Source organism: Novosphingobium aureum (genome assembly GCF_015865035.1).
GTDB classification, from domain to species: Bacteria; Pseudomonadota; Alphaproteobacteria; order Sphingomonadales; family Sphingomonadaceae; genus Novosphingobium; species Novosphingobium aureum.
On the sequence record NZ_JADZGI010000004.1, the window covers coordinates 166,824 to 190,944 of the forward strand.

General features: G+C 66.1%; 17 protein-coding genes. 6 read left to right on the forward strand and 11 right to left on the reverse strand.

Translation table 11 applies throughout. The features are described from left to right. Position 1: 1 nt before the first annotated feature. The gene (locus I5E68_RS17830; protein WP_197166688.1) at positions 2 to 2,755 is read right to left on the reverse strand and encodes a [protein-PII] uridylyltransferase; all 2,754 of its coding nucleotides are present in this window, start codon (positions 2,753 to 2,755) and stop codon (positions 2 to 4) included. 276 nt (positions 2,756 to 3,031) lie between these two features. Here I5E68_RS17830 and lgt point away from each other — a divergent pair, with 276 nt between their 5' ends. Genes lgt through I5E68_RS17845 form a run of 3 tightly spaced genes read left to right on the forward strand, consistent with a single transcriptional unit; the run spans position 3,032 to position 5,485 of the window. Next, the gene (gene lgt / locus I5E68_RS17835; protein ID WP_197166891.1) at positions 3,032 to 3,895 is read left to right on the forward strand and encodes a prolipoprotein diacylglyceryl transferase; all 864 of its coding nucleotides are present in this window, start codon (positions 3,032 to 3,034) and stop codon (positions 3,893 to 3,895) included. Positions 3,896 to 3,921: 26 nt separating this feature from the next. Continuing rightward, positions 3,922 to 4,983, forward strand: coding sequence for a class I SAM-dependent methyltransferase (locus I5E68_RS17840; protein ID WP_197166698.1), 1,062 nt, complete (start codon positions 3,922 to 3,924; stop codon positions 4,981 to 4,983). Continuing rightward, positions 4,967 to 5,485, forward strand: a complete 519-nt coding sequence (locus I5E68_RS17845) for a DUF2306 domain-containing protein (RefSeq protein ID WP_197166700.1) — start codon at positions 4,967 to 4,969, stop codon at positions 5,483 to 5,485. Before I5E68_RS17840 ends, I5E68_RS17845 begins: the two co-directional genes overlap by 17 nt. A gap of 25 nt (positions 5,486 to 5,510) precedes the next feature. On the opposite strand, the gene I5E68_RS17850 is transcribed toward I5E68_RS17845, so the two are convergent. From I5E68_RS17850 to gyrB, 6 genes are all read right to left on the reverse strand, one after another. Further along, a complete protein-coding gene (locus I5E68_RS17850) occupies positions 5,511 to 7,319 on the reverse strand; it encodes a bifunctional metallophosphatase/5'-nucleotidase (protein ID WP_197166702.1) in 1,809 nt (602 codons plus the stop codon). A gap of 103 nt (positions 7,320 to 7,422) precedes the next feature. Then, positions 7,423 to 7,824, reverse strand: coding sequence for a metallopeptidase family protein (locus I5E68_RS17855; RefSeq protein ID WP_197166704.1), 402 nt, complete (start codon positions 7,822 to 7,824; stop codon positions 7,423 to 7,425). A 5-nt stretch (positions 7,825 to 7,829) separates the two neighbouring features. Then, entirely contained in the window at positions 7,830 to 9,752 is a 1,923-nt protein-coding gene (locus I5E68_RS17860) for a M1 family metallopeptidase (protein WP_197166706.1), read from the reverse strand. 44 nt (positions 9,753 to 9,796) lie between these two features. Then, complete coding sequence (locus I5E68_RS17865) at positions 9,797 to 11,266, reverse strand: DUF2252 domain-containing protein (RefSeq protein ID WP_197166708.1); 1,470 nt, start codon at positions 11,264 to 11,266, stop codon at positions 9,797 to 9,799. A gap of 51 nt (positions 11,267 to 11,317) precedes the next feature. Continuing rightward, positions 11,318 to 12,412, reverse strand: coding sequence for a sensor histidine kinase (locus I5E68_RS17870; protein ID WP_197166710.1), 1,095 nt, complete (start codon positions 12,410 to 12,412; stop codon positions 11,318 to 11,320). Positions 12,413 to 12,469: 57 nt separating this feature from the next. Next, on the reverse strand, positions 12,470 to 15,046 hold the full coding sequence (gyrB, locus tag I5E68_RS17875; RefSeq protein WP_197166713.1) for a DNA topoisomerase (ATP-hydrolyzing) subunit B: 2,577 nt from the start codon (positions 15,044 to 15,046) through the stop codon (positions 12,470 to 12,472). 564 nt (positions 15,047 to 15,610) lie between these two features. Between gyrB and guaA the strand changes: the two genes are divergently transcribed. Next, positions 15,611 to 17,170, forward strand: coding sequence for a glutamine-hydrolyzing GMP synthase (guaA, locus tag I5E68_RS17880; protein WP_197166715.1), 1,560 nt, complete (start codon positions 15,611 to 15,613; stop codon positions 17,168 to 17,170). A gap of 105 nt (positions 17,171 to 17,275) precedes the next feature. On the opposite strand, the gene I5E68_RS17885 is transcribed toward guaA, so the two are convergent. The 4 genes from I5E68_RS17885 to I5E68_RS17900 form a co-directional block, all read right to left on the reverse strand. Beyond that, positions 17,276 to 18,139, reverse strand: coding sequence for a porin family protein (locus I5E68_RS17885; protein ID WP_197166718.1), 864 nt, complete (start codon positions 18,137 to 18,139; stop codon positions 17,276 to 17,278). A 184-nt stretch (positions 18,140 to 18,323) separates the two neighbouring features. Then, positions 18,324 to 19,244 (reverse strand): formylglycine-generating enzyme family protein, encoded by a 921-nt coding sequence (locus I5E68_RS17890; RefSeq protein ID WP_197166894.1) that lies wholly within the window; start codon positions 19,242 to 19,244, stop codon positions 18,324 to 18,326. Positions 19,245 to 19,510: 266 nt separating this feature from the next. After that, positions 19,511 to 19,744 carry a hypothetical protein gene (locus I5E68_RS17895; protein ID WP_197166720.1) on the reverse strand — a complete coding sequence of 78 codons (234 nt, stop codon included), beginning with the start codon at positions 19,742 to 19,744 and terminating at the stop codon, positions 19,511 to 19,513. 251 nt (positions 19,745 to 19,995) lie between these two features. Then, entirely contained in the window at positions 19,996 to 21,501 is a 1,506-nt protein-coding gene (locus I5E68_RS17900; protein WP_197166722.1) for an arylsulfatase, read from the reverse strand. 370 nt (positions 21,502 to 21,871) lie between these two features. Between I5E68_RS17900 and I5E68_RS17905 the strand changes: the two genes are divergently transcribed. Next, entirely contained in the window at positions 21,872 to 23,086 is a 1,215-nt protein-coding gene (locus tag I5E68_RS17905; RefSeq protein WP_228727319.1) for a BamA/TamA family outer membrane protein, read from the forward strand. A gap of 121 nt (positions 23,087 to 23,207) precedes the next feature. After that, positions 23,208 to 24,113: a DUF481 domain-containing protein gene (locus I5E68_RS17910; RefSeq protein ID WP_197166737.1), complete on the forward strand. Its 906-nt coding sequence runs from the start codon at positions 23,208 to 23,210 to the stop codon at positions 24,111 to 24,113. Positions 24,114 to 24,121 lie beyond the last annotated feature (8 nt).

Below are 24,121 nucleotides of genomic sequence, written 5' to 3' on the forward strand. Positions count from 1 at the left end.
CTCAGGCAGCGGCCTCGTTCTCTCCGCTTGCATCGCTTGCTGCCTCGAGCAGGCGTCGTTCGAGCGCCTTGAGGCGGTTGGCCGAGGTTACCTTCTCGCCGAGCAGGTCGGTGACGTAGAAGGTATCGGCGGCGCGCTCGCCGTAAGTCGCGATGTGCGCCGAATAGACCATCAGCTTGGCCTCGAACAGCGCATGGGCAAGGCGGTTGAGCAGTGCCGGGCGGTCCTTGGCATTGACCTCGACCACGGTGAAGCGGTTCGAGGCGCCGTTGTCGTAGATTACGCGCGGGCGCACGTCGAAGGCGTCGGCGCGCGGATGGATCTCGGGCTTGGCGACCAGCTGGGGCAGGATCTTGATGCGGTTGGCGAGGGCGTTCTCGATCGAACCGCGCAGCCGCTCGAGCTGCGTATCCTCCTGGAAGGGGCGGCCGAGTGGATCCTGGACGATGAAGTTGTCGACCGCACGCCCGGTCCTCGTGGTGTGGATGCGCGCGTCGATGATGTTGCCGCCGGCAAGGTGGATGCCGCCAGCGATGCGGTAGAACAGGCCCGGGTGGTCCGAGGCGATCACCGTTACCAGCGTCGCGCCCAGCGCGGGATAGAACTCGGTCTGGATCGATAGCGGCTCGTCGTCGGCGGCGAGCAGCTGCGCGAGGTTCTTGGCGATGATGTCCTCGGGCTCGGCGATCCAGTAGGCGTCGTTGAACTTGCCGCCGACCTTCTCGACCAGCGCCGCGTCCTCGGCAGAGAGCGCGCGCACAGCCGCCTTCTTCGCCTCGACCCGGTGCGCGCGGCCGAACTGGGCGTGGCCGAGGCGCAGGCGTTCCTCGGCAGCGCCATAGAGTTCGGTGATGAGCTGGCGTTTCCACGAGTTCCAGGTGCCGGGGCCAACCGCGCGGATGTCGACGATGGTCAGCAAGGTGAGCTGGCGCAGACGGTCGAGCGACTGCATCTTCTCGACGAAGTCCATGATCGTCTTGGCATCGGAAAGGTCGCGCTTGAACGCGGTTGCCGAGAGCAGCAGGTGCTGGCGTACAAGCCACGAGACCAGCTCGGTCTCGTCCTCGTCGAAGCCGAAGCGCGGACACAGCTTGAGCGCGATCTCGGCGCCCAGGATCGAGTGGTCGCCGCCGCGTCCCTTGGCGATGTCGTGGAGCAGCACCGAGGCATAGAGCGCGCGGCGCGAATGGACCTTGTGCACGATCTCGTGCGCAAGCGGGTGGTCATCGCCCAGCTCGCCCTTCTCGATCTTCGAGAGCAGACCGATCGCGCGGATCGTGTGCTCGTCCACCGTGTAGTGGTGGTACATGTCGAACTGCATCTGCGCGTTGACGCGGCCGAATTCGGTGATGAAGCGGCCGAAGACGCCCGCCTCGTTGAACCAGCGCAGCACGGTCTCGGGATTGTTGCGCGAGGTCAGCAGCTCGAGGAACAGGGCATTGGCGCGCTTGTCCTGGCGCACTTCCTCCTTGATCAGCGCGGCGTCGTGCTGGATCTGGCGCATGGTCGCGGGGTGAACCTCGAGCCCTTCGCGGTCGGCGAGCACGAAAATCTCGATCATGCGCACCGGGTCGGCCTCGAACCAGTCCTCGCTCGGCGCCTTGATGCGCCCGCCGAAGATCTTGTAGCCCTTGAGCGTGCGCTCCTTGGCCTTGAAACCGGCAAGCAGGCCGCGCGGCTGCTTCTTCGCCACCTGTTCGTCGAGCTGGGCGAGGAAGATGCCGGTGAGGTTGCCCACGACCTTGGCCTGCAGGAAGAACATCTGCATGAAGCGCTCGACCGCGCTCTTGCCCGGCCGGTCGGCATAGTTCATGCGCGTCGCGACTTCGCGCTGGAGGTCGAAGGTCAGGCGGTCCTCGGCGCGGCGGGTGATCGTGTGCAGTTGGCAGCGCACCGCCCAGAAGAAATTCTCGGCGCGGCGGAAGGCGAGGAATTCCTTGCGCGTGAACAGCCCGGCATCGACCAGCTCGCCCGGGTTGCGCACTTGGTTCATGTACTTGCCGATCCAGTAGAGCGTGTGCAGGTCGCGCAGGCCGCCCTTGCCCTCCTTGACGTTGGGCTCGACGACGTAGCGGCTGTCGCCCATGCGCTTGTGGCGCTCGTCGCGTTCGGCCAGCTTCTCGACCACGAACTGGCGCTCGGTGCCCGAGACGACGTCGCTCCAGAAGCGCACGCGCGCCTCCTCGTAGAGGTCCTGGTCGCCCCACACGTAGCGCCCTTCGAGCAGCGCGGTACGGATGGTGAGGTCGGACTTGGCCATGCGCACCATGTCGTCGAGCGAGCGGCTCGAGTGGCCGACCTTGAGCCCCAGATCCCACATGAAATAGAGCATCGCCTCGATCACCTGCTCGCACCACGGGGTGTTCTTGATCGGGGTGAGGAAGGCGATGTCGACGTCGGAATGGGGCGCCATCTCGCCGCGTCCGTAGCCGCCGACGGCCATGATGGTCAGGCGCTCGCCCTTCGAGCGGTTGGTGGCGGGATAGACGTGGTTGACCACGTGATCGTGCATGACGCGCAGGATCTGGTCGATCAGGAACGCCTGTGCCTCGGCAACCTCGTGCCCGGCGGAGGGCTTGTCGTGCAGGCGCTTGGCGATTTCGGCGCGGCCCTGATCGAGCGAGGTGCGCAGGACCTCGACGACGAAGCGGCGCGCCTTTTCAGGGCCATAGGCCTCGACCAGCTTGTCGATGGTCTGGACGAGTTCGCGGCGGTCGATGACCGAACGGGGAGAGGGTATGCGGATCACACTCATGGCAGGCGGCTTCTAAACCGCAAGCAAGACAAGGGGAAGTCGCCGAAAGCCGTGAAAAGCGTCAAAATCGCCATGCGATGCGCCGCATTTCGCAAGGAAAGGGGCAAATGGCACCTACCATCGCGCCTGCGGCTATGCCAGAAGGCGCGCAGTGTCGCTTCGTGCCCACCGAGAGGGCGGGCAGGGGCGCCTGATTGCATCCCGTAACGAATCGAAGAGGTCCGCTCCTTGTCGCTGACGTCGCTGACAACTCTTGCCGCAGCCGCTGGCGCCCAGATGCACGAGCCGATCTACTGGGTCGACCTGGGTCTGCGCAACTACCTGTTCCGGATCGGCAGCTTCGAATTGCGCTGGTATTCGCTCGCCTATCTCGCCGGCATCATCCTCGGTTACTGGCACATCAGCCGCATGCTCAAGGAGCCGGGCGCGCCGATGGCGCAGCGCCATGCCGACGACCTGTTCTTCTACTGCACGCTCGGCATCATCCTCGGCGGACGCCTCGGCTACGCCACGTTCTACACCGGCGGCGATACGGGCATTCCGAGCCTGTGGGCCCACCCCTCGGAGCTGATGTCGCTGTGGCACGGAGGCATGAGCTTCCATGGCGGGCTGATCGGCGTGCTGCTGGCGATGGCCTGGGTTTCCTGGCGCAACGGCCTCGCGTTCCTGCGCGTCGCCGACTACGTCTCGGTCTGCGTGCCCTTCGGCATGCTGTTCGGACGGCTCGCCAATTTCGTCAACGGCGAGCTGTGGGGGCGCGTGGTGACCGGCTACGTGCCCTGGGCCATGGTCTTCCCCGATGCGCCCGACCAGCTGCCGCGCCACCCCAGCCAGCTTTACGAGGCAGGGCTGGAAGGCCTGGCGTTGATCGTGATCATGCTGTTCCTGTTCTGGAAGACGCGCGCCCGGTTTCGCCCGGGGCTGCTCGTCGGCGTGTTCACCACCGGCATCGCCTGCGCGCGCTTCGTCGTCGAGTTCTACCGCGAACCCGATGCCCAGCTGGCCGATTTCGCACACCAGACCGGGCTTTCGATGGGCCAGTGGCTGACGATCCCGCTGATCCTGCTCGGCCTTGTCGTCGTGGCGCGCGCGATCGCGCGTCCGGCGCTTGGCAGCGGCGCGCAGACGGCACCGGCCTGATCGCGACGAAGGGGCACGACAGGGCAATGAGCAGCGGCATGCACGGCGACGAACCGCTCGGCCAGATATTCCAGCGCCTGATCGCCAATTACGGGCCGATCACCCTGCAGCACTACATGGGCGAGTCCAACGCGCGCTACTACGATGGCAAGGACCCGCTCGGCAGCGGCGGCGATTTCATCACCGCGCCCGAGATCAGCCAGATGTTCGGCGAGCTGATCGGGCTGTGGCTGGCTGACATCTGGATCCGCGCCGGGCGCGACGAGAGCGTGCACTACGTCGAGTTCGGTCCCGGACGCGGCACGCTCGCGCGCGATGCGCTGCGTGCGATGAAGCGCTACGGTCTCGAGCCGCAGGTCCACTTCGTCGAGGGGTCGACTGCGCTGAAAGACGTCCAGCTGGCCGCCGTTCCGCAGGCACGCTGGCACGCCGACATGTCGAGCCTGCCGATGCGCGGTCCGCTGCTGATGGTCGGCAACGAGTTTCTCGACGCGCTGCCGGTGCGCCAGCTGGTGCGTATGGCCGAGGGCTGGCGCGAGCGGCTCGTCGACTGGCGCGAAGGGCGTTTCGTGCCGGTCGCGGGTGACAAGCCGATGGACGCGGCGATCCCTGCCGAACTGAAGGACAGCCCCGAGGGCACGCTGATCGAGACCTGTCCGGCGGCTGCTGCCGCGGTCTACGAGATCGCGGGCAGGCTCGTCGATCAGGGCGGGGCCGCACTGCTCATCGATTACGGGCACGACCGCTTTCGTACCGGCTCCACGCTTCAGGCGCTCAAGGCGCATAGCCGCGTCGACCCCTTCACCAATCCGGGTGAGGCGGACCTTACCTGCCACGTCGACTTTGCCTCGGCGGCCAACGTCGCGCTATCGCGCGGGGCGCGGCATCTTGGGACGGTAACGCAGGGGCGCTTCCTGCGCAGCCTCGGTATCGAGGCGCGTGCGCAGGCACTGGCCAAGGTCGCGCCGCAGCACGAGGCAGCTTTGCATGCAGCCAAGGATCGGCTGATCGAGGAGGGTCAGATGGGCGCCTTGTTCAAGGTCATGGGTCTTGCTTCGCCGGACTGGCCCGATGGCGCGGGCTTCTGAGGCCCTGAGCGCGCGGACGCGCGCAGAATCGATCGCGCCCGACAGGCTGGAGAAGCTGCTCGGCTGGCTCGCGCTGGCCATGCTTGGCTTCATCGTCGCCGCGGTCCTGCGCGGGATGGACGAGTGGCGCACCATCCCGGCGACGGTGTGGCTGCATCTCGCGACCATTGCCCTGGCGCTGGTGCTGACACCGGTCCTGCTGTGGCGTGTGCGCGGTACGCGGCGCCACCGCCAGCTCGGCTACCTGTGGAGCGCGGCGATGATGGTCACCGCGATCACCAGCTATTTCCTGCGCTTCACCCATCCCGGGCAGCTCGGCCCGATCCACATTCTCACGCTGCTCACCGTCGTGCTGGTGCCGGTGCTGGTGGTCTCGGCGCGCCGGCACGATGTCTACCGCCACCGCCGCACGGTGCGCGGGCTGATCATCGGCGCCCTGCTGATCGCGGGCTTTTTCACTTTCCCGTTCGACCGCCTGCTCGGGCACTGGCTCTTCGGCTAGACCCGGCAGACGGCGCAAGGGGCAGTTAGCGCCCCTTGACGGTGACCCGCGGGCTGGCGGGCACGGCGCGCATCGGCACCGCCGAGAGCCAGGCCTCGAGCGCGTCGAGGTCGAGTCCGCCGATGGTCGGGTCGCTTCCCTTTTCGAGCGTGGCGTAGCCATCGCCGCCCTGATCGATGAACGAGTTCACCGTGACGCGGTAGGATGTCGCCGGATCGAGCGGCTTGCCCTCGAAGCGGGCGGTGACGCGGCTGCCTGCGGGCTTCGCCATGTCGACCGCATACGTGAAGCCCTGCGAGGGCACCAGCATGCTGCCCGCCTGTTCGTCGCCGACGCTGCGCTCGAGCACCTCGAGGATCTGCGCGCCGGTATAGGTGCGGGTCACCGCGGTGTTGCCGAAGGGCTGGACGGTGTAGATCTGGCCGAAGGTGACGACCCCGTCCTTGCCCGGATCGAGGTCCGCGCGCACGCCGCCGGTGTTCATGAAGGCGATCTGCGCCCCGGCGTCGCGGGTCGCTGCAAGCTGCGCGTCGGCGACTAGCTGGTCGACGGCGCCGCCCGGCCCGCCCTCGGCTTGGTTGTCGTCCCAGTGGCGCGTGGCGAGCCCGGCAAGATGGCCCACCGGCCTGTCTGAATAGGCCGAGGCCGCGTCCTGATAGCGCTTCACGTAGGCTGCGACATCGGCGCGCGGGGCGTAGCGCGGGGCAAGGTCACTCTGGGCGACCTCTCCGCGCGATGTGGTGTAGGCGGCGGATTGCACCGGCAGGTTGCGGGCCTCGATCGAGACGAGCCTGTCGGTGGCCGGATCGATCTCGAGCGTCATCCTGGTGACGAGGCGGCCATAGGAGCCCGCGCTCGAGAGCAGCAGCGGTGCGGCGCCCTCGCGCGGCATGTGGCAGACGTAGGCCTGATGGGTGTGACCCGAGATAACCGCGTCGACACGCGGATCGAGCTTGTCGAGGATCGGCTGGATGTCGCCCGAGAAGCCGGTGCAGGCGTTGGGATCGCTGGTATCGCTTTGCGCGCCGCCCTGGTGGATCAGCACCAGCACCGCGTCGGCGCCCTCGGCCTTGAGCACGGGGACCGCGCGGTTGATCGCCTCGGCCTCGTCGCCGAAGGTCAGGCCCTTGACCCCGCCCGGGGATACCAGTTCGCTGGTGCCCTTGAGGGTGAGGCCAACGAAGCCCAGCGTCACCTTGCGCGCGCCCTCGCCGAAGCTCTTGATGCCGGTCGCGGGGAACAGCGTCTTGCCGTCCTCGGTATAGGTGCTGGCCGATAGGTACTTGAAACCGGCGCCCGCGAACTGTTCGAGCTGGCACGGCTCGCGCAGGGTATTCTTCTCGCAGCCGCCGTTCTGGACGCGCAGCAGTTCCTTGCGTCCGCGGTCGAACTCGTGGTTGCCTACCGCGTTGAAGTCGAGCCCGATGCGGTTCATCACGCCGATCGTCGGCTCGTCGAGGAACAGCGAGGAGGCGAGCGGCGAGGCGGAGATGAGATCGCCCGCCGAGACGGTGGCGCTATAGCGGAAATCCTTGCGCAGGGCATCGAGCGCCGAGGCGAGATAGGCCGCGCCGCCCGCGGGAATTTGCACTGTCCCGCCCTTGCCGTCGGGCCAGCTGGTCGTCGTCTTGGGCGGGGCGATGTTGCCGTGGAAGTCGTTGAAGGCGAGCACGCCGACCTCGACCGGGCCGGTCCGGGCGTCAGGCGCGGAAGACGCGCTCTCCACGCTGCCGGGACCCGGCGCGCAGGCAGACGCCATGGCGATCAGGGCGAGGGGCAGCGCGAGCCTGCGCAGCGGACGACGATGAGGGAGGCAGGGGCGGAGGCTGGTCATTGGTTTGCTCTATCCCGTTGGATTGTGACAGGCAATTGACGCCTTCCATTCAATCTTCGAATGCTCTGCTTCGTCCGCTCTGGCTGAGTAGTGACTGCCGCGCCTAGCGCGCGGCGTCCTCGAGCGCGTGCATGTCCGCATCGGAAAGCCCGAAGTGATGTCCGACCTCATGCACGACGACATGGGTGACGAGGTCCTCAAGCGCGACGCCGGTCTCGCACCATTCGGCGAGCAGCGGCTGGCGGTAGAGCGTGATGCGGGGGCGAAACTCGCCCGATGTCCAGATCGATTCCTCGTCCATCGGCCGCCCGTGATAGAGCCCGGTCAACTCGAACGGCTCCTCCAGCCCCACCGCGCGCAGCGTTTCAGTGTCGGCGAATTCTTCGATGTGGACGGTGATGCCCTCAAGATGTTCGGCGAAGGGCGCCGGAATGCGCGCGAAGGCGGCCTGGGCCAGCGCCGCGAAGTCCTCGGCGCCTGGCGCCGTTCCGAAACGCTGGCCCATGATCGTTACTCGCCCGCGACGATCCGGCCGATCCCGGCAGCGGTCTCGGGATGGTAGGTGGTTCTGGCTTCGGCGTAGAAGTCGCGCGCGATGGTCGCGCCCCATTCGCCCTGCTTCATCAGTCCCTTGTAGATCGGGTAGACGAGCAGGCCGCGACCGATCCGCGAGACATAGGCGCGCATGGCGGGAAGGGCGGGTTCGTAGCGGTTGGCGATGGCCAGTTCGAACCAGGCCGACTGGACGTAGGCGTTCTCGGAAGTCGAGAGGCCGAGCGTCTTGTCGAGCTCGCCAAGGCGCGCCTCGCTCATCTCGCGCGGCAGGCCGTTGAGGAAGCGCAGCCACTGCTGCGTGCTCCACCCTTGCGTATCGATCGCGCTCGCCGGACCGCCCGCCGCGAAAGCGGCCAGCAGTTCGTCGACTTGCGCCAGCGTCTCGCTCTTCACGTGGACGGCGTTTTCGGGGACGCCCGCGGCATAGGCCCAGCGGTCGAGCTGGAGCGAGAGTTCGAGCTCGGGCTTGCCCTTGAGCACATGTTCACGCAGGTCCGCGAGGAAGCCTGCGGTGGTCTGGGGCTGGAAGGCGTGGCGGTCGAAATAGGACGTCAGGTAGGCGTCCCAGGTCTTGCGGCCCAGCTGCGTCTCGAGCATGCGCAGGAAGTTCGAGCCCTTGGTATAGTCGAGCTGGCCATCGCCCGGGCTGCCGTGGAGGCGCGAGCCGGGTGCGGTCATGCCGGTGCCGAGCGGCTCACCCATCTCGGCGATGTCGCGCATCATCCCGTCCCAGTCGAGATCGGCGTACATCGCGGCGCGCTCCTTGCCGTAGAGCGCTTCCATGATGCGGTTCTCGAAGTAGGTGGTGAAACCCTCGTTGAGCCACGAATCCGACCATGTCGCATTGGTGACGAGGTTGCCCGACCACGAATGCGCCAGTTCATGCGCGACGACGTCGGTGTTCGAGCGGTCGCCGGTGACGATGGTCGGCGTCAGGAACGTCAGCATGGGGTTTTCCATGCCGCCATAGGGGAAGGCAGGGGGCAGCAGCAGCATGTCGTAGCGGCCCCAGCGGTAGGGACCGTAAAGGTTGCTGGCGGCCGTGATCATCTTCTCGACGTCGGCGAATTCGCTCGCCGCCTTCTCGAGCATCGGCGCTTCGGTCCACACGCCCGAGCGCGGCCCGAGCGACTTGAACCTGAGATCGCCCACCGCGAAGGCGATAAGATAGGGCGGAACCGGCTTGTCCATGCGGAAGCGGAATGCGCGGCGCCCGTCGGGCAGCTTCTCGCCCTTGTCGCCCGAGAGCTTCTCCGCGCTCATCACCGCGACCAGATCTCCCGGCACGCGCAAGGTCGCGTCCCAGGTCTGGCGGATGCCGGGGCTGTCCTGCGTCGGCACCCACGAACGGTTGTGGATCGCCTGGCCCTGGCTGTAGAGGTAGGGCTTCTTCTTGCCGAAGGTCATCTCGGGCGGCAGCCACTGCAGCGCCGAGGCCTTGGGCGAAGTGCGATAGGCGATGCGCAGCTGCTTCGCCCCGGCGAGCTCGACCGTCATCGCCGAGCCAAGGTCCTCGTCGTCCTTTTCGCCGACCGTGTAGGCAAGTGCCTTGCCCTGACCGTCGGTGACGCTCGAAATGTCGAGATCCTTGACGTCGAGCACGATCTGGCTGGCACCGGGCGCGGCCAGCACGTCGAGCGTGGCACTGCCGGCGAGCGTGTACGTCGCGAAATCGACGTCGAGGTCGAGCGAGACGTGCGTCACGCGGGCCACTTCGGGCCGGGCGTGGGTCCACACGTCCTTCGCTTCGGGCGAGGTCAGGATCGGAGCGGGGGTCTGCACCGTATCGCCGTTGGCGGCGAAGGCCGTGCCGGCGCAGAACGGAGTGGCTGAGGCGAGGAGGGCACCAAGCAGTGCCGGAGCAATTCGATTACGCATGGGCGCAAGGTATGGTCGCGCGCGCGTCGAAGCGCAAGCGTCGCTCAGAGCCGACCGAGCGCGTTGCGCGAAAGTCCGCCGAGCTCGAAATCGCGCTTGTAGGCCTTCCAGTCGTGCTTGATGCGTCGCGCGGTCTCCTCCGCAGCACACACGATGTCGTCGACGAACAGCTCGTGCGGCTCCATCGCCTCGAGGATCGCGGGCTCGACGTCGTAGTCGATCGCCCCGGCATCGTCCGAACGCGCATGCGCCAGTGCCAGCGAGAAGCCGCAGGCATCGGCGTAATCGTGCCATTCGTCGAGATCGAGGTCCTCGAGGTCGATGTCGTCGCGGAAGGGTGCCCTCTCGCGCGACATGAAGCTCTTCCCCTCGATCTCGACCGCGCCGTAGAAGGCATCGCCGTGCGGCAGATGGATGCGCTGGCCCTGCGCGATGCGTTCGGCCAGTTCACCCGGATCGAGATCGTCGGTCGGCACTACACCGTCGAGCGCACTGTCGCGCGCGCGCTTGAACTCGACGATGAGATCGTCGCTGCCCTCGCCGCTCGGCCCTTCGAGCATGACATAGAAGCGTGCAAGGCCGAGCGAGGCAGTGCCCGCCCCGTGCCGCACGGCGACGTCCTTGACCTTGAGGTCGGCGCAGCGTCCGCCCCGCTCGATGCCGTTGGTTTTGGCGAGTTCGTCGATGTAACCCTGGAACTCCTCGATGCGCGAGGAGACCGGTTCCAGCTTCTTTGTTGCGCGAAAGCCGCGCCGCTGTTCGCCCTGATGCTTCTTGCGCAGCCAGGCGTCGCGGCTGCATTCGGCCTCTTCGAAAAGGCCGGCGATGACCGGCGGGGCATTGTCGATGCGGATCACCTCGCGCGTCTCGGTCTCGTGCTCGGCGAAATGGCGCAGGCCCTCAATGTAGCCGCGCAGGAAGCAGCCCGCGATCGAGCGGCGGTGCTTCTTCTTCAGGCCGCCTGCGCATTTGGCGGCAAGAAAGAACCCGGTCGCGCCGCGCTTGAGGTCCCAGGTGAAGGGGCCGTAAGTGACTTCGTCGAAGTCGTTGACCGAGAAGATCGGCACGTTGTCGCGGTTGGGCATGACCCCGAAGTTGCCCGGGTGCACGTCGCCAAGAAGCAGGACCTTGGGCAGCGCCGCGTCGGAACCTGCTATGTCGCGGTAGAACACCAGCGCGGTGCCGCGGAAGAACTTGTAGAGGTCCCTGGCCAGCTCGCGGAACTTGAGGTCGGTGCCTTGCGAGTGCCCCTCGAGGCGCTCTGCGTGGTCTTCGAGGATCGTCGCGCGCACGTGCTCGCGCCGAGCCTGTCCGCTCAGGAAGGTCGGCAGCGCAACCGCAGCCTCGGAGGCATAGCGCTCGGCAAGGCGCTGGTAGGCCTCGGCCCGCGAGTGCCCGTTGCGCTTGGAGTGCGGCTTGTTTGAGGCCGAGCCTCTACCCTTTGCGCTTCTGTTGCTGGAGCCCTTGCGCGTTGAACTCTTGCCCTGCGCGGTGTCCGTCTTTTTCGTCGCCATGTGAGCCAAAACGTCTCGTAACGGCAGCTGTTCCGGTTGCAGGGCGCGCGATCAGCCTGCCTCGGGTCCAGCTTCGGGCGCAGTATGGGCGGGCAGGGCGTGTCCGGGCGCCGTCAGCCTGAAGCGCAGGCCGTCGACATGGTAGTCGAGCGTGCTCGTGCCGGAGAAGTCGGAAGGCAGCATCCGCTTCAGGATCTGGGTCCCGAAGCCGGTTCTCTCGGGTGCGGTGACTGCAGGCCCGCCAGTCTCGATCCAGTCCAGCACGAAGCTGTCGTCGCCCGTCTCGGGTTTTGTCCAGGTGATCTGGACCTGTCCCTCGGGCCTGCTCAGCGCACCATATTTTCCGGCATTGGTCCCGAGTTCGTGGATCGCGAGCGCCAGCGAGAGCGTCTGGCGTCCGGTCAGCACCACGCGTGGGCCGCTCATCGTGACGAGGCCTTCGCCCTCGATGTGCGGGGCGAGGATATGGGCGATGATCGAACGCACGTCGGCCTCGCTCCAGTCGGTCCTGATCAGGATGTCGTGTGTGCGGGCCATGGCCTGGAGGCGGCTCTCGAGGCGATGGCGTGCATCGAGCAGCGAAATGTCGCCGCGCAGGGTCTGCGAGGCGATGGCCTGTGCGACCGAGAGCGCGTTCTTGACGCGGTGCACGAGTTCCTGTGCGACGACTTGCGATTGCTGGCGCGCGAGCACGGCGGGCGTGGTCTCGATCACGGTGTCGATCATGCCGACGATCTTGCCGGTCTCGTCGCGCACGGGGCCGTAGCAGAAGGTGAACCAGGCGTTCTCGGGCCTTCCCTCGCGGTCGATGACGAGGCCGAAATCCTCGATGTAGGTCGGCTCGCCCGCGTAGGCGCGCTCGACGATGGGGCCGATGTCGCTCCAGACCTCGGCCCAGACCGTACTGAACGGGGTGCCGAGCGCAGGCGGCTTGTGCCCGAGGATCGGCAGGAAGGCGTCGTTGGGGATCGTTGTGTGCTGATCGCCCCAGACGATGCACTGGGGGAAGCGCGAGGCGAGAACGGTCGCGACCGTGGTCTTGAGCGTCGCCGTCCAGTCCTCGGGCGGGCCGAGCGGATTGCCCGTCCAGTCATGCTCCATGATGGCCTGCGCCATCCGGCCCCCGCCCTCGAGGAACTTCAGCATGGCGCCGCATTGTGAAGCTGCGCCATGCCCGAAGTCCGGGGCCTGCTGGATGCAGGGTCAGATATCAAGATTGGCGACGTTGAGCGCGTTTTCCTGGATGAAGTCGCGGCGCGGTTCGACGACATCGCCCATCAGGCGGGTGAAGATCTCGTCGGTGACGTCGGCGTCCTCGACCTTGACCTGCAGCAGGGCGCGGTTCTCGGGATCGAGCGTGGTCTCCCAGAGCTGTTCCGCGTTCATCTCGCCAAGGCCCTTATAGCGCTGCACCGAGAGGCCCTTGCGGCCTGCGGCAAGCACCTTGTCGAGCAGCTGGCTCGGGCGTGCGATGGCGTCGGCATCGGCGACCGGGCGCTGCGTTGCACCCTCGCCCTCGTCACCCTCGTTCTCGCCCTCGGCCTCGTCGCTGATCGCGCTCGCGCTCGCGCGCACCAGACGGGCAGTGCCTTCGTAGACATCGGCGTGTTCGGCGGCGAGCTTGGAGAGCTTGCGTGCCTCGGCGCTGACGAGGAAGGCGGCCTCGATCTTGTGGTGGTCGGTGACACCGCGCCACAGCCGCTCGACCTCGAGCGTGCCTGCCTCGGAAAGGCGAACGGTCCACCTGGCCTCGCTGTCCGAGCGACCGAGCCAGTCGGCGGCGCGGGCATAGGCGGCCTCGCGCTCGGCGGCAGAGAGATCGGGTGCGAGCGCACCTGCAAGCGCGAGCGCCTCGATGATGCCGGTGTCGTAGCGGCGCGGCACGAAGCCCATCAGGTTGCGCAGGCGGATCGCATGCTCGACCAGGTTCTCGAGGTCGGCACCCGTGCGCGCGCCGCCGGTGGTCTCGAGCACGCGGCCGCTGAGCCCGCCCTCGACGAGGTAGCGGTCGAGCGCGGCATTGTCCTTGAGGTAGACTTCGCTACGGCCCTTGGCGACCTTGTAGAGCGGCGGCTGGGCGATGAAGAGGTGCCCGGCGCGGATGATCTCGGGCATCTGGCGATGGAAGAACGTCAGCAGCAGGGTGCGGATGTGCGCACCGTCGACGTCGGCGTCGGTCATGATGACGATCTTGTGGTAGCGCAGCTTGTCGAGGTTGAAGTCGTCGCGGATGCCGGTGCCCATGGCCTGGATCAGCGTGCCGACTTCCTTCGACGAGATGATCCGGTCGAAGCGTGCGCGCTCGACGTTGAGGATCTTGCCCTTGAGCGGAAGGATCGCCTGGTAGTGCCGGTCGCGGCCCTGCTTGGCCGAACCGCCTGCCGAGTCGCCCTCGACCAGGAACAGTTCGCACTTGGAAGGATCGCGCTCCTGGCAGTCGGCGAGCTTGCCGGGCAGGCTGGCGATGTCCATCACGCCCTTGCGGCGGGTCAGCTCGCGCGCGCGCTTGGCGGCCTCGCGCGCCGCGGCGGCGTCGATCACCTTCTGGATGATGGTCTTGGCGATGGCGGGGTTTTCCTCCAGCCATTCGCTCATCTTGTCGCCCATCAGGCTCTCGAGTGGCTGGCGCACTTCGGAGGAGACCAGCTTGTCCTTGGTCTGCGAGGAAAACTTGGGGTCGGGCAGCTTGACCGAGACGATCGCGGTGAGGCCCTCGCGCATGTCGTCGCCCGAGAGCTGGACCTTCTCCTTCTTGAGCAGGCCTGAACGCTCGGCATAGCCATTGAGCGTGCGCGTCAGCGCGGCGCGGAAGGCGGCGAGGTGGGTGCCGCCGTCGCGCTGCGGGATGTTGTTGGTGAAGCACAGGACGTTCTCGTAGTACGAGTCGTTCCACTGCAGCGCCACTTCCATGCCGATCCCGTCCTTTTCGGCGGTGATCGCGATGGGGTCGGGCATGAGTGCCTGCTTGGTGCGGTCGAGATACTGCACGAAAGCCCCGATGCCGCCTTCGTAGAACAGGTCGTGCTCGAGCGGTTCCTCGCCGCGCAGGTCGCGCAGCTTGATGCGCACGCCCGAGTTGAGGAATGCGAGCTCGCGGTAGCGACGTTCGAGCTTGTCGAAATCGAACTCGGTTACATTCTTGAAGGTGTCGTGGCTGGCCTGGAAGGTGACGCGCGTGCCCTTCTTGAAGCCGTTGTCGTCGGGGTTGCGATCCGACTTGGGCGCAGGCCCCTTGACCACCAGCGGGCCGACGGCATCGCCGTGCTCGAAGCGCATCCAGTGCTCCTTGCCGTCGCGCCAGATGGTCAGCTCGAGCGATTCGGAAAGCGCGTTGACCACCGAGACGCCCACGCCGTGCAGGCCGCCCGAGACCTTGTAGGCGTTGTCGTCCGAGGTGTTCTCGAACTTGCCGCCCGCATGGAGCTGGGTCATGATGACTTCTGCCGCCGAGACGCCTTCCTCGGCGTGGATGTCGGTCGGGATGCCGCGACCGTTGTCCTCGACCGACACCGAACCGTCGGCATTGAGCTCGATCAGGACGAGGTCGCAGTGGCCCGCGAGCGCCTCGTCGATGGCATTGTCCGAAACCTCGAAGACCATGTGGTGCAGGCCCGAGCCATCGTCGGTGTCGCCGATGTACATGCCGGGGCGCTTGCGCACGGCGTCGAGGCCCTTGAGGACCTTGATCGAATCCGCGCCGTAGGAGTTGCCGTTCTTGATCTTTTCGGGCTGGCCGCCGCTCGCCTGCGCGCCGGTGCCGTTTTCGGGTTCAGTAGCCATGCTCCAGTCTATAGGGTCGCGGCCTGTCAAACCCAAGCAAAACCGCTGTCGGGCCAGCCCTTTTCCACAAGCTTCGGGCGCGCGTGCGAGGTGCCGGCAGGGCGCGCGAGGGCAGAAGCGGGGCGCTGGTCGAAAAAAAACAAGGGCGACCGCGCCGGGTCGCCCTCGCCATTGCCGTGCGATGCGCCGCGGGAAGGGCGCTCGCCGTTCCCGCAGGCATCAATGTGGCCGTTATGTCGAAGCGGTCGGTATGCTCAGGCGAGCGTCAGGGCAAAGGCGACGGCGCAAACGCCCAGCGCTGCTGCGAATCCGACTGATTTTCCAATGATGGTCATGGCAATCCTCCTCCAATTTTTTGCACGGCCGGATTGTTTCCGGCTCGTTGCTGGAGACTACGCCCCTTCGTGCCGGGCTTCAAGCTACTTGGCCGCAAGATGCCTGCCTCGGCAGGGGGCGATGCCTGCCGGAGCAAGTTCACGCCACATTTGCGGCCAAGTCAAAACCATCTCGAAAGGGATGTCACTGCGACTAGACAGGGCGCTTTAGCCCGACTAACTGCCGGCCATGAGCATCCAGACTACGGAATCGGTCCTGATTGTCGACTTCGGCAGCCAGGTGACCCAGTTGATCGCACGCCGCGTTCGCGAAGCGGGCGTCTATTCGGAAATCGCGCCTTTCACTGCTGCGGCAGAGGCCTTCGAGCGGATGGATCCGGCCGGCATCATCCTGTCGGGCTCGCCCGCCTCGGTGCTTGACGCCGAGGGGCCGCGTATCCCTGACGTGATCCTCGAGAGCGGCAGGCCGATCTTCGGCATCTGCTATGGCCAGCAGTCGCTCATGCATCAGCTCGGCGGCGAGGTGACGCTGGGCGATTCGGGCGAATTCGGCCGCGCCTTCATCGAGATCGAGGACGAGTGCTCCTTGTTCGACGGCCTGTGGAAGGTCGGAGAAAAGCACCAGGTCTGGATGAGCCACGGCGACAAGGTTACCGCGCTCGCCGACGGTTTCCGTCCCGTCGCTTCCTCGCCCGGCGCGCCCTTCGCGGTGATCGCCAACGACGAGAAGCGCATCTACGCCATGCAGTTCCACCCCGAGGTGGTGCACACTCCCGACGGTGCCAAGCTGCTCAAGAACTTCGTGCGCCACGTCTGCGGCCTTTCGGGCGAGTGGACCATGGCCGAGTTCCGCAAGACCAAGATCGACGAGATTCGCGCGCAGGTCGGTGACCGCCGCGTGATCTGCGGCCTCTCGGGCGGCGTCGATTCGGCGGTTGCGGCACTGCTCATCCACGAGGCGATCGGCGACCAGCTGACCTGCGTTTTCGTCGACGGCGGCATCCTGCGCATGGGCGAGGCCGAGCAGGTCGTCTCGCTGTTCCGCGGGCACTTCAACATCCCGCTGGTCCACGTCGATGCCTCGACGCTGTTCCTCAAGGGGCTCGAGGGCGAGACCGACCCCGAGAAGAAGCGCAAGTTCATCGGCAAGACCTTCATCGACGTCTTCGAGGACGAGGCCAAGAAGATCGGTGGCGCCGACTTCCTCGCGCAGGGCACGCTCTATCCCGACGTGATCGAATCAGTCTCCTTCACCGGCGGCCCCTCGGTCACGATCAAGAGCCACCACAACGTCGGCGGCCTGCCCGAGCGCATGAACATGAAGCTCGTCGAGCCCTTGCGCGAACTGTTCAAGGACGAAGTGCGCGCGCTTGGCCGCGAGCTCGGCCTGCCCGAGATCTTCGTGGGCCGTCACCCCTTCCCGGGACCGGGTCTTGCCATCCGCATTCCGGGCGAAGTGACCCGCGAGCGCTGCGACATCCTGCGCAAGGCCGATGCGATCTACCTCGAGGAAATCCGCAATGCGGGTCTCTACGACGCGATCTGGCAGGCCTTCGCCGTGCTGCTCCCGGTCAAGACCGTGGGCGTGATGGGCGACGGGCGCACTTACGACAACGTCTGCGCGCTGCGCGCGGTTACCTCGACCGACGGCATGACCGCCGACATCTACCCCTTCGACGCCGCCTTCCTCAGCCGCGTCGCGACCCGCATCATCAACGAGGTCAAGGGCATCAACCGCGTGGTCTACGACTACACCTCGAAGCCGCCGGGCACGATCGAGTGGGAGTGATCCGCATTTCGACCAGGTGATCCTGTCGCCTTGCAATCGAGACGAAAAAGGCCCGCAGTTGCTGCGGGCCTTTTTTCTTGGCGGTTCGGATTGGGGCCAGTTCGCTCAGAACGATCCCTGCAGGATGAACGCGGGACCATGCAGTTTGTAGCGCACCCGTCCGCTCCACAGGTCCTTGTCGACGCCCACGCGGTAATCGACGTAGCGGTAGGCGACGCCGAGCGAGACGTGGCGCACGATCTGGTAGCTGACCGAGGCCTGCGCATTGACCAGCTTGCCGTCGTAGTCGCCGATCTTGAGCGAGAGGTAGTCGAGGCGGGCGTTCGCCTCGATCCTGTCGGAGAGGCGATAGGTGGCGAATGCGCCGAGCGTGGGTAGCGGAGCGAGGAAGTCGCGGCGGCGCACTTCGGTCGAGGCACCGGCAGAGCCGACCGAGGCCTCGCCCTCGATGGACAGGTCGAAGCGGGTGGCGTGCAGGCCGAGACCCGCGCCCAGTTCGAGCGTCTCGTTCTGCACGAAGGCGTAGCCGACGGTGAGCCGGTAGATGTCGCTGTCGAAGCTGCTGCCGATCTGCGCCGAGGCCGGGTAGGTCACATCGTCGAAGGTGATGTCCCGGCGCAGCGAAGTCGAACCGCTGCGCTTGAGCTTGTAGAAGTCGGCGTTGACGATGACGCGTCCGAACCGCGAGCCGATGGAGACCGAGGGCAGGACCTCGTCGTTGTCCATGGCGAGATCGTTCTCGAAGTCGATGTCGGTGCCAACGATGGTGTCGGTCTTGGTCTGGACGCGCACGTTGGTGTCGATCTTCGGCGCGAAGGCCATGACGTTGATCCAGTAGTCGTCGCTCAGCGTCTGGGCGCCGGCCTGTGCGGGCACGATCAGGATCGCGGCCGCGCTGGCCATGGCGAGGGCGATGGGCCGGGTGCTGGAGCGGCGCAGGCGGGCGCGTGTCGGGGGGAGTGCTTCCATCGGCCGGGTCCTCGTCTGGCGTCAGGGCGACGGCTGTCCCGCGATGCGCTGTGTCGTCCCCCCGCGCGATGATCTGTCCCGGTGTTAGGCCGATGTGCGGGCGGGCGTAATCAGGGCTTGTCTGGAGAAGGTCTCGGGAGAAACCCCGGGTCTTTCCCTCGATCAGCGGGCCCGCGGTGCCGGGTCAGCCGGGCCGGACCACGCAGCGAAAGCCGATGTGCGAGGTCGAGCTGTCGGTCGGCTGGGCATGGCGCGCTGCCGGGCGGTAGCGGCGGCAATAGCTTGGCGCGCACAAGTGCGAGCCGCCCTTGAGCACCTTTTGCGGAATGCGGATGTCGGGCGTGCGCGGGTCGAAGCTGTCCTCGCGCCGGGCTCCGCGCGGGTTCTTGGGCACGCAGCAGCTCTTCACCGGCTTGGCAGGCGCGTTGCCACTGACCGAGAACCAGTCCTGCGTCCATTCCCAGGCATTGCCGATCATGTCGAGCAGCCCATAGCCATTGGCCGGGTAGGCGCCGACCGGCGAGGTGCGTGCATAGCCGTCCTCCTCGGTGTTCTCGAAGGGGAAGCGCCCCTGCCAGGTATTGGCCTGGTGTCCTTGCGGCGGCACAAGTTCGTCGCCCCAGGCGAATTCGGCGCCTTCGAGCCCGCCGCGCGCGGCAAATTCCCACTCCGCCTCGGTCGGCAGCGCCTTGCCTGCCCAAGCGGCATAGGCCTCGGCATCGGCATGGGCGACGTGGACCACGGGATGATCCTCGAGCCCCTCGAGCGAACTGCCGGGGCCTTGCGGGTGGCGCCAGTCGGCATCGAAGCACCACGACCACCAGTTGAAGTGATTGTCGAGCGGCACCGGGCCGTCGGTCGGCGTGAAGACCAGCGAGGCGGGGCGCAGCAGCTCGGGCAGGGCGCCGGGATAGTCCTCGGCCTTGGGCGCGATCTCGGCGAGAGTGACGTGCCCGGTCGCCTCGACGAAGCGGGCGAATTCGCGGTTGGTGACCATGGTGCGGTCGATGTGGAAGCCATCGACCTCGACTTGCCGTGCCGGCTTTTCCTCGGGGTAGTGCTCGTCCGAGCCCATGGTGAAGCGTCCGCCGGGGACCCAGACCATGCCTTCGATTTGGCTGTCGCTGGCGGTTTCACGCTCGGCGGCGCAAGTGTCGGCGTTCGGGGTCTCGGCCATGCATAATCCTCTTCGCGCGAGAGCACTGCGGCTCCCAGTCTCGAGAGGCATAGCATAGATGCGCGCGAAGGCACCGATATCGGAAATAACCCCGAGACCGGCGATGATCATGGGACACGGGGGCTGATCGAGTCCGGCGTCCTGTCAGCCGCAGGCGCGGCCGAGCCGGTACCCCCTCGTCAGCTAACCTTTTGTCAGCCGCCGCCGAAGCGGCGCATCGCGTCGTAGGCGCGCTTCACGCTCAGGATCGGCTTGGCACAGGCCTCGTGATAGGTCCCGTTGAGCGCCTGCAGGCGCGTGTCTTCGTGGCGCTCGAAGCGCACTTGTGCCTGCTTCTGGCCCTGCGCGATGATCTGGCGGCAACTGCGGCATTCGGGAACCCACGGCTCTCCGCCCCCGCCGTAGGGGGTGCTATTGTCGATGAACACGGTGTTTGCGACCCGTCTCTTATGGTCGGCGGCCTCGCCACCGCGGCGCTGCCTTGCCGATGACATTTTTATGGCAGGCGTTTGTGCACTGCGTCAAATGGCAAGAATCCGGGCTTTTTGGGCACTTGGAATTTTTCTGACAGACGAGGTCTGTGCACCCGAAACAAGAAGCCGCCCCGGTTCGAGGGCGCCGGGACGGCTTCGACCAGCCGACAGGGGGCTGGCGTGTCGGCGGTTTATCGCCGGGCGCGTCAGCGCTGGGCGGTCTGGGCCTTCTCCATCTTCTCCATGACCTGGTCGATCGAGAAGCTGGCAGCCTTCTGGCGCGGGGGGAACTCGCCGAAGGTGCCGAGGAAGTCGGCGATCAGCGATTGTGCCGGGACCAGCAGGTAGGTGTGGTCGAGCAGCCAGTCATAGTAGGTGTTCGAGGTGCGGTCCGCGCGCTCGTAGGGATCGGTCTTCAGGTTGAAGATCTTGGGCACGCGCAGTTCGACGAAGGGTTCGGCCCAGATCTGCATCGTGCCGGTGCAGCGCTGTTCGAGGAACACCATCTTCCAGTTGTCGTAGCGCAGCGCGACGACATCGGCATCGTCGTTGAAGTAGATGAAGCCCGGGCGCGGGCTCTTGTCGGTCTTGCCGGTCAGGAACCCGGTCAGGTCCCAGCCGTCGAGATGGACCTTGTACTTGTGTCCGTCGAACGTCGCCCCTTCCTTGAGCGTGCTCTTGACGTCGCCCGCGCCTGCCATGTTGGCGAAGGTCGGGAACCAGTCGAGGTGGGAGACGATGCCGTTGCACACCGAGCCTGCCTCGATCTGGCCGGGCCAGCGCACCATGCACGGCACGCGGTAGGCGCCTTCCCAGTTGGTGTTCTTCTCCGAGCGGAACGGGGTGGTGCCGGCGTCGGGCCAGGAGTTCTGGTGCGGGCCGTTGTCGGTCGAATACATCGTGAAGGTGTTGTCGGCCACGCCGAGTTCGTCGATGTAGTCGAGCATCTCGCCGATGCAGTCGTCATGGTAGATCATGACGTCATGGTACTCGGACTGCCAGCGGCCCGACTTGCCCTTGTATTCGGGTTTCACGTGCGTGCGGAAATGCATGTGCGTGGTGTTGAACCACACGAAGAAGGGTTCGTCGGCATCGACCGCTTCCTTGATGAAACGCTTGGCTTCCTTGAGGAATTCCTCGTCGGCGGTTTCCATGCGCTTCTTGGTCAGCGGGCCGGTGTTCTCGATCTTCTGGCCGCCTTTGCCGTCGGCCCAGCAGTGCAGCACGCCGCGCGGACCGTAGTTCTTCTTGAAGTCGGGGAAGTCGCTTGCTGGCGGGTAGTCGGGAAGCTCGGGCTCCTCCTCGGCGTTGAGATGGTAGAGGTTGCCGAAGAACTCGTCGAAGCCGTGCATCGTGGGCAAGTGCTCGTCGCGGTCGCCCAGGTGGTTCTTGCCGAACTGGCCGGTGCGGTAACCCTGGTTCTTGAGCATGCGCGCGATCGTCGGGTCTTCGGGGCGCATGCCAAGGTCCGCGCCGGGCAGGCCGACCTTGGTCATGCCGGTGCGCATCCCCGCCTGGCCCATGATGAACGCCGCGCGCCCTGCGGTGCAGCTCTGCTCGGCGTAATAGTCGGTGAAGAGCACGCCTTCCTTGGCGATGCGATCGATGTTGGGCGTCTTGTAGCCCATCACTCCGTGCGAATAGCAGCTCAGGTTGTGCTGCCCGATGTCGTCTCCCCACAGGATGAGGATGTTCGGCTTCTTCGATGCCATTATCATTCTCCGTGCGAGCGCGAGCTGGACAGGAGTGTGCGCGAGGTTGGCCGGGGGCTGTCCGGCAAGTGTCGGTGCAAGGTGCCTGCGCCAGATCGGCGTTCGGGTTGCGGTATCCTTGGTGGCGTTCCCTGAACCGCGCAGGCTCTGCGGGAACGCGGCAAGCAGAGCAGCGACTTGCGATTCGCCCTATCGGCAATAACCCCGGATAAGCGCAGCAAGCCTGCCCATGGCGGACTAGGGCAAAGAGCCACCCGCGCCCTCGGGGATATCCCCGATGGTCCCTTCAACCCCACCGCCTAGGCTGGGTCGGACCGGCACTGCCTTTGCGCAGGGCAGCAAAGCGGGGCATGGCTGAATGAGAATTGCGATGAATCTGCACGCCCCCTTGCAGTTCGGCATGCTGGCCCTTGGCTGTGCTGCGGGCGCCGCACCGCTTGCGGCGCAGGTACAGGATGCCGCAGGCGAACCGCCAGCTCCGGTGATCACTGCCGTTCCCCCCGCGTCCGAGCCGCAAGCCAAGCGCGAATCGCATTTCCACGACATCCTGTTCGACGACGTCGACGGCAAGTTCGATGTCTCCGAGGCTCTTGCCGAAGGCGGCTTCACCCCGGTCCCGATCATCATCACCGAGCCCGCGGTCGATGGCGGCTTCGGCCTGATGGCGCAGTTCGTGACCATCCCCGAGGACAATCCGCGCCTCGCTACCCGGCGCATCGTCGGTGCGCTCAAGACAGGCAACGGCTCCTACGGTGTGGGGTACCTGCAGTCGGGCTTCATCGAGGATGGCAAGATCCGCTATCGCTTCGGCGCGGCACACGGCAAGATCACCCTGACCAGCTACCCCAGGTTTCTGCCCGGCGGACTGCGCTATACCAATCGCTACGATTTCGCGGTGGTCGGCTCGGCGCGGGTGGTGCTGGGCGATGGGCCATGGTCGGTCGGTCCCCTGATCGATTTTCGCCAGATCCGCTCGAAGCTCGACTTCGAGGACCCGCCGATCCAGCTGCCCTTCGATTTCAATCGCAAGCTCAACACGGGCGCATTCGGCGTCGGCCTGCATTACGACACGCGTGACAACGTGATGACCCCGCGCAATGGCCTCAACGCCTATGTCGAGGCCAAGTACACCACCGATTTCCTTGGCTCGGACCGCGAATTCCAGGGCTACAAGGCCCATGCCTATGCCTTCCGCTCGCTTGACCCCAAGTGGCATCTGGGCATGAAGGTCGAAGTCGATGCCGAGCGTGGCGACTATCCCTCCTACTTTGCCCCGGCGATCAACCTGCGCGGGGTGCAGGCGAGCCGCTTCCAGGGCGCGAGCGTGGTCAGCAGCGAGTTCGAGGTCAGTCACGAGATCGCCGACAGGTGGTCGCTCGTGGCCTTTGCCGGGGTCGGTGCAACCGATCCGGGCAGAAGCCGCGTGTTCGGCGCATCGGGCGCGAAGTTCGCTGGCGGCGGCGGGTTTCGCTATCGCCTTGCCCGCCTGATCGGCCTCGATGCAGGGCTCGACCTCGCTTACGGGCCCGACGGCGCGGTGTTCTACCTGCAGTTCGGCCATGCCTGGGCCAGCGGGATGGACTGAGGGGAAAGGCCGCGAACAGTTACCTGCACGGGGTTTCTCTCGGGGTTTGTGCCGATGGCGAGGCGCGGGTCATGCGCCATGATGCAGCTTTGCCGTCTTGTCTCGAATTCGAGGACGACCCTTGCCGATATCGCGCCAAAGCCCGACTGCCTTCATTGTCTATGCCTTGTGCCTATCCTCGAGCGTAGAGGCGCGGGCGCAACCGGCCACCGGCGGGCTTCCGCCGGGTCTCGAGGCCATGCTGCGCGAGGCGCACCGCGCCGAGCGCGACACCGTCGAGAACATCGCCAAGCGGCTATATCCCGCCTACCGCCAGGAGATCGACGATCTCATCGATGACATCGACGATGCCGAGAAGGCGCGGGTGGCGCACGAGAAAGTGCTGCGCGGCTGGCACGGCGAGGTTTCGGCAGGGGCGAGCTGGGCGACCGGCAATACCCGATCACGGGGCGTAAACCTGACGCTCGACGTCGAGCGCAAGACCCCCAACCAGGAACACCGCGTGACCGGCTACCTCGATCTCGCCAGCCAGAACGGGGTCAGCAACACCGAACGCTGGGCGCTGGGCTACCGCCTGCGCCGCGACTTCGGGGATTCGCCGTGGTTCGCGCTGGGCTCGCTCCAGTACGAGCGCGATCGCTTCCAAGGCATTGCGCGCCGTTTCACCGAGATGATCGGGGGCGGATATCAGGTCATCGATACCGACGCGCTCGATCTCGAGGTCTCGCTCGGCCCCGCGATGCGCCAGACCCGCTTCATCGACATGGACAACGAGAACCGTTTCGGCTGGGCGGCGGGCGCCGAACTCGAATACGAATTGACCGACACGCTGAAATTCAAGGAAACCTTCAATGCGGTCCTCGATGAGGGCAATTCCTCCTTCATCTCCGTCACCGCGTTGACGAGCAATATCTACGGCCGCATATCCGGGCGAGTATCCTTTACCGCCGATTATGAATCCGATCCCTCGCAAGGCGCACAGAACCTCGACACGCGCGGGCAGGTCGGTATCGAACTGGAGTTGTAGCGCAGGCA